Source organism: Mycobacterium sp. E1715 (genome assembly GCF_001667625.1).
Lineage (GTDB): Bacteria > Actinomycetota > Actinomycetes > Mycobacteriales > Mycobacteriaceae > Mycobacterium.
Genome location: NZ_LZJJ01000296.1, coordinates 1 through 4336, shown reverse-complemented (window position 1 = coordinate 4336; position 4336 = coordinate 1). Strand labels below are relative to the sequence as shown.

The following is a 4336-nucleotide window of genomic DNA, read 5'->3' as shown; positions in this document are numbered from 1 at the left end:
GCGGCCGTCTACGCCGCGCTGGACGCCAACGCCGACCGGCTGGCCGCCCTGCTCTCCGAGTCATTGACCAATGCGTCTGTGCCGCATCAGCTTTCACGGGCCGGCAACATGCTCAGCGTGTTCTTCACCGACGCGCCGGTGACCGACTTCGCCTCCGCGCGGGCCAGCCAGACCTGGCGCTATCCGCCGTTCTTCCACGCCCTGCTGGATGCGGGCGTCTACCCGCCCTGCAGCGCCTTCGAGGCCTGGTTCGTCTCGGCGGCGCTGGACGACGCGGCGTTCGACCGGATCGCCGAAGCCCTGCCCATCGCGGCCGAAGCGGCCGCCCAGGAGGACAAGCCCTGATGGCCGATCAAACGCGAGTCCACGTGGTGCGCCACGGCGAGGTGCACAACCCGAGCGGCGTCCTCTACGGACGGCTGCCCGGATTCCACCTGTCCGACAAGGGTCGCGAGCAAGCGGCCGCGGTCGCCGACGCGCTGGCCGGCCGGGACATCGTCGCGGTGGTCGCCTCCCCGCTGCAGCGGGCCCAGGAAACCGCAGCGCCGATCGCCGCCAAGCACGACGTGGCCGTGGACACCGACCACGACCTGATCGAATCGGCGAACTTCTTCGAGGGCCGCCGCGTCGGCCCGGGTGACGGCGCCTGGCGCGACCCGCGGTTCTGGTGGCAGCTGCGCAACCCCTTCACCCCGTCGTGGGGTGAGCCGTACGCCGAGATCGCCGCGCGGATGACGACCGCGGTGGACAAGGCCCGCGCGCGTGCGGCCGGCCGCGAGGTGGTGTGCGTCAGCCACCAGCTGCCCGTGTGGACGCTGCGGCTGCACCTCACCGGCAGGCGGCTGTGGCACGACCCGCGCAGGCGGGAGTGCGGGCTGTGCTCGATCACCACCCTGGTGTACGAGGGCGACCGGCTGGCCGACGTCGAGTATCGGGAGCCGGCGGCGCTTTGATCGCATGGCGACTGGCGATGGCGGGGGTCCTGGTGACGACCCTCGTTGCGGGCTGCTCGTCCGGTCGTGACGCGGTGGCCCAGGGCGGCACCTTCGAATTCGTCTCGCCGGGCGGGAAGACCGACATCTACTACGACCCGCCGTCGGCCCGCGGCCGCCCCGGCCCGCTGACCGGCCCCGACCTGGCCGACCCCGCCCACCCGCTGTCGCTGAACGACCCGATCTTCGCCGGCCGGGTCGTCGTCATCAACATCTGGGGCCAGTGGTGCGGCCCCTGCCGCGCCGAGGTCGGCCAGCTGCAGCAGGTCTACGACGCCACCCGCGACGCCGGGGTGTCGTTCCTGGGTATCGACGTGCGCGACAGCAACCGGCAGGCCGCGCTGGACTTCGTCAACGACCGCCACGTGACGTACCCCTCGATCTACGACCCCGCGATGCGCACCCTGATCGCGTTCGGCGGCAAGTACCCCACCACCGTGATCCCTTCCACGCTCGTCCTGGACCGCCAGCACCGGGTCGCGGCGGTGTTCCTGCGCGAACTGCTGGCGGCCGACCTGCAACCCGTGGTGCAGAAGCTGGCCCGCGAGTGACCGGATTCACCCAGATCGCCGCCGCCGGACCGCTCCTGGTGGCCCTCGGCGTGTGCCTGCTGGCTGGGCTGGTGTCCTTCGCCTCCCCGTGCGTGGTGCCGCTGGTGCCCGGCTACCTGTCCTACCTGGCCGCCGTCGTGGGCGTCGACGAGCAGCCCCTGCCCGGCCAGGTCAAAGCGCCGCCGTCGGCGCGGTGGCGGGTCGCGGGCTCGGCGGCGCTGTTCGTCGCCGGATTCACCACGATCTTCGTGCTGGGCACGGTCGCGGTCCTCGGGATGACGACCACGCTGATCACCAACCAGCTGCTGCTGCAGCGGGTCGGGGGCGTGCTGACGATCGTGATGGGGCTCGCCTTCGTCGGCCTGATCCCGGCACTGCAACGCCAGGCCCGGTTCAGCCCGCGCCAGCTGACGACCGTCGCCGGGGCGCCGCTGCTGGGCGCGGTCTTCGCGTTGGGCTGGACGCCGTGCCTGGGGCCGACGCTGGCCGGCGTGATCACCGTGGCCTCGGCCACCGACGGCGCGAGCGTGGCCCGCGGGATCGTCCTGGTGATCGCGTACTGCCTGGGGCTGGGCATACCGTTCGTGCTGCTGGCGTTCGGCTCGGCCGGCGCCGTGGGCGCCCTGGGCTGGCTGCGGCGCCACACCCGGGCCATCCAGGTTTTCGGCGGCGCGCTGCTGATCGCGGTCGGTGTCCTGCTGGTCAGCGGGGTGTGGAACGACTTCGTCTCCTGGCTGCGCGACGCGTTCGTGTCCGACGTGAGGCTGCCGATCTGATGGCGAGACTCGTTGCCTGGGGGCGCAACACCTGGCGCGCGTTGACCTCGATGGGCACCGCGCTGGTGCTGCTGTTCCTGCTCGCGCTGGGGGCGATACCGGGGGCGCTGCTGCCGCAGCGCAGCCTGAACGCCGGCAAGGTCGACGACTACCTGAAGGCCCACCCGGTCATCGGGCCGTGGCTGGATCGGCTGCAGGCGTTCAACGTGTTCTCCAGCTTCTGGTTCACGGCCGTCTACGTGCTGCTGTTCGTGTCGCTGGTCGGCTGCCTGACGCCGCGGATGATCGAGCACGCCCGCAGCCTGCGCGCCACCCCCGTGGCCGCCCCGCGCAACCTGGCCCGCCTGCCCAAGCACGCCAGCGCGCAGCTGCCGGCCGACCCCGACGAGCTGAACGCCCTGGCGAACAACATCACCGGCCGGCTGCGCGGCTGGCGCACCGCCATCCGACACCCCGACGACGACGAGGCCGGCCTGGTCGAGGTGTCCGCCGAGAAGGGCTACCTGCGCGAATTCGGCAATATCGTCTTCCACTTCTCGTTGCTGGGCCTGCTGGTCGCGGTGGCCGTCGGGAAGCTTTTCGGCTACGAGGGCAACGTCATCGTCATCGCCGACTCCGGCCCGGGCTTCTGCTCGGCCTCGCCGGCCGCGTTCGACTCGTTCCGCGCCGGCAACACCGTCGACGGCACGTCGCTGAATCCGATCTGCATCCGGGTCAACGACTTCCAGGCGCACTACCTGCCGTCGGGGCAGGCCACCTCGTTCGCCGCCGACATCGACTACCAATCGGGCGGCGATCTCACGGCGAACACCTGGCGGCCCTACCGCCTGGAGGTCAACCACCCGCTGCGAATCGGCGGCGACCGGGTGTACCTGCAGGGCCACGGCTACGCGCCCACCTTCACCGTGAGGTTCCCGGACGGGCAGACGCGCACGTCGACCGTGCAATGGCGGCCGGACAACCCGCAGACGCTGCTCTCGTCGGGGGTGGTGCGCATCGACCCGCCCGCCGGCAGCTATCCCAATGCCGCCGACCGCCGCCAGCACGAGATCGCGATCCAGGGCCTGCTGGCGCCGACCGAGCAGCTCGACGGCACCCTGTTGTCGTCGCGTTTCCCGGCCCTGAACGCCCCGGCGGTGGCCGTCGACATCTACCGCGGCGACACCGGGCTGGACACCGGCCGGCCGCAGTCGCTGTTCACGCTGGATCCGCGACTGATCCAGCAGGGCCGGCTGACCAAGGAGAAGCGGGTCAACCTGCGGGCCGGACAGGAGGTCCGGATCGAGGCGGGCCCGGCGGCCGGCACCGTCGTCCGCTTCGACGGCGCCGTGCCGTTCGTCAACCTGCAGGTCTCCCACGACCCAGGGCAGATCTGGGTGCTCGTTTTCGCCATCACGATGATGGCCGGCCTGCTGGTGTCGCTGCTGGTGCGCCGCCGCCGGGTGTGGGTCAGACTCACTCCGGGGACCGGTACGGTGAACGTCGAGTTGGGCGGGCTGGCCCGCACCGACAACTCCGGGTGGGGCGACGAGTTCGAGCGGTTGACCGAGCGGGTGCTGGACGGCCTGGGTCGGCCCGACGTCGCGGAGGCGGTCAAGCCCCCCGCGTCCAGAAGGAGTTCTGAGGTGGACGTCAAATGAACACACTGCACGTCAACGTCGGGCTGGCACGCTACTCCGACTGGGCGTTCACGTCGGCGGTGGTGGCGCTCGTCATCGCGTTGCTGCTGCTGGCCTTCGAGCTGGCGTACGCAGGCGGCCGCCGTGTCGACCGGCGCGAGCGGGTGTTGGCCGGCGCGGTCGCCTCGGACAGCGTCACCCCCGGCATCGTCGAGGACGTCCCCGGGCGGCCGCTGGACGAGCGCGTCGGGCGGGCCGGGCTGGCCGTGGTCTACCTCGGCATCGGACTGCTGTTCGCCTGCATCGTGCTGCGCGGCCTGGCCACCGTGCGGGTGCCGTGGGGCAACATGTACGAGTTCATCAACCTGACCTGCATGTGCGGGCTGCTCGCCGGGGCG

Annotated in this window: 4 protein-coding genes and 2 pseudogenes; all 6 read left to right on the top strand. The window is 71.6% G+C overall.

Features of this window, described 5'->3' with window-relative positions; all coding sequences use genetic code 11:
• Nucleotides 1–345, top strand: a pseudogene (locus tag A9X03_RS15010) (aspartate aminotransferase family protein); the annotation flags it as partial.
• Nucleotides 345–953 (top strand): histidine phosphatase family protein, encoded by a 609-nt coding sequence (locus tag A9X03_RS15005; protein WP_067748321.1) that lies wholly within the window; start codon nt 345–347, stop codon nt 951–953. The pseudogene A9X03_RS15010 and the gene A9X03_RS15005, both read left to right, overlap by 1 nt.
• A 17-nt stretch (nt 954–970) precedes the next feature.
• Nucleotides 971–1543 carry a TlpA disulfide reductase family protein gene (locus A9X03_RS15000; RefSeq protein WP_068261690.1) on the top strand — a complete coding sequence of 191 codons (573 nt, stop codon included), beginning with the start codon at nt 971–973 and terminating at the stop codon, nt 1541–1543.
• On the top strand, nt 1540–2319 hold the full coding sequence (locus A9X03_RS14995; RefSeq protein ID WP_067268699.1) for a cytochrome c biogenesis CcdA family protein: 780 nt from the start codon (nt 1540–1542) through the stop codon (nt 2317–2319). The genes A9X03_RS15000 and A9X03_RS14995 overlap by 4 nt, the downstream gene beginning before the upstream one ends.
• Nucleotides 2319–3959: a cytochrome c biogenesis protein ResB gene (locus A9X03_RS14990; RefSeq protein ID WP_068261686.1), complete on the top strand. Its 1641-nt coding sequence runs from the start codon at nt 2319–2321 to the stop codon at nt 3957–3959. The genes A9X03_RS14995 and A9X03_RS14990 overlap by 1 nt, the downstream gene beginning before the upstream one ends.
• Nucleotides 3956–4336: pseudogene (locus A9X03_RS14985) on the top strand (c-type cytochrome biogenesis protein CcsB); the annotation flags it as partial. The gene A9X03_RS14990 and the pseudogene A9X03_RS14985, both read left to right, overlap by 4 nt.

Coding starts and splice junctions, on each gene's coding strand:
- A9X03_RS14990 (WP_068261686.1), top strand. CDS start 2,319: ATGGCGAGACTCGTTGCCTGGGGGCGCAACACCTGGCGCGCGTTGACC.
- A9X03_RS15005 (WP_067748321.1), top strand. CDS start 345: ATGGCCGATCAAACGCGAGTCCACGTGGTGCGCCACGGCGAGGTGCAC.
- A9X03_RS15000 (WP_068261690.1), top strand. CDS start 971: ATGGCGGGGGTCCTGGTGACGACCCTCGTTGCGGGCTGCTCGTCCGGT.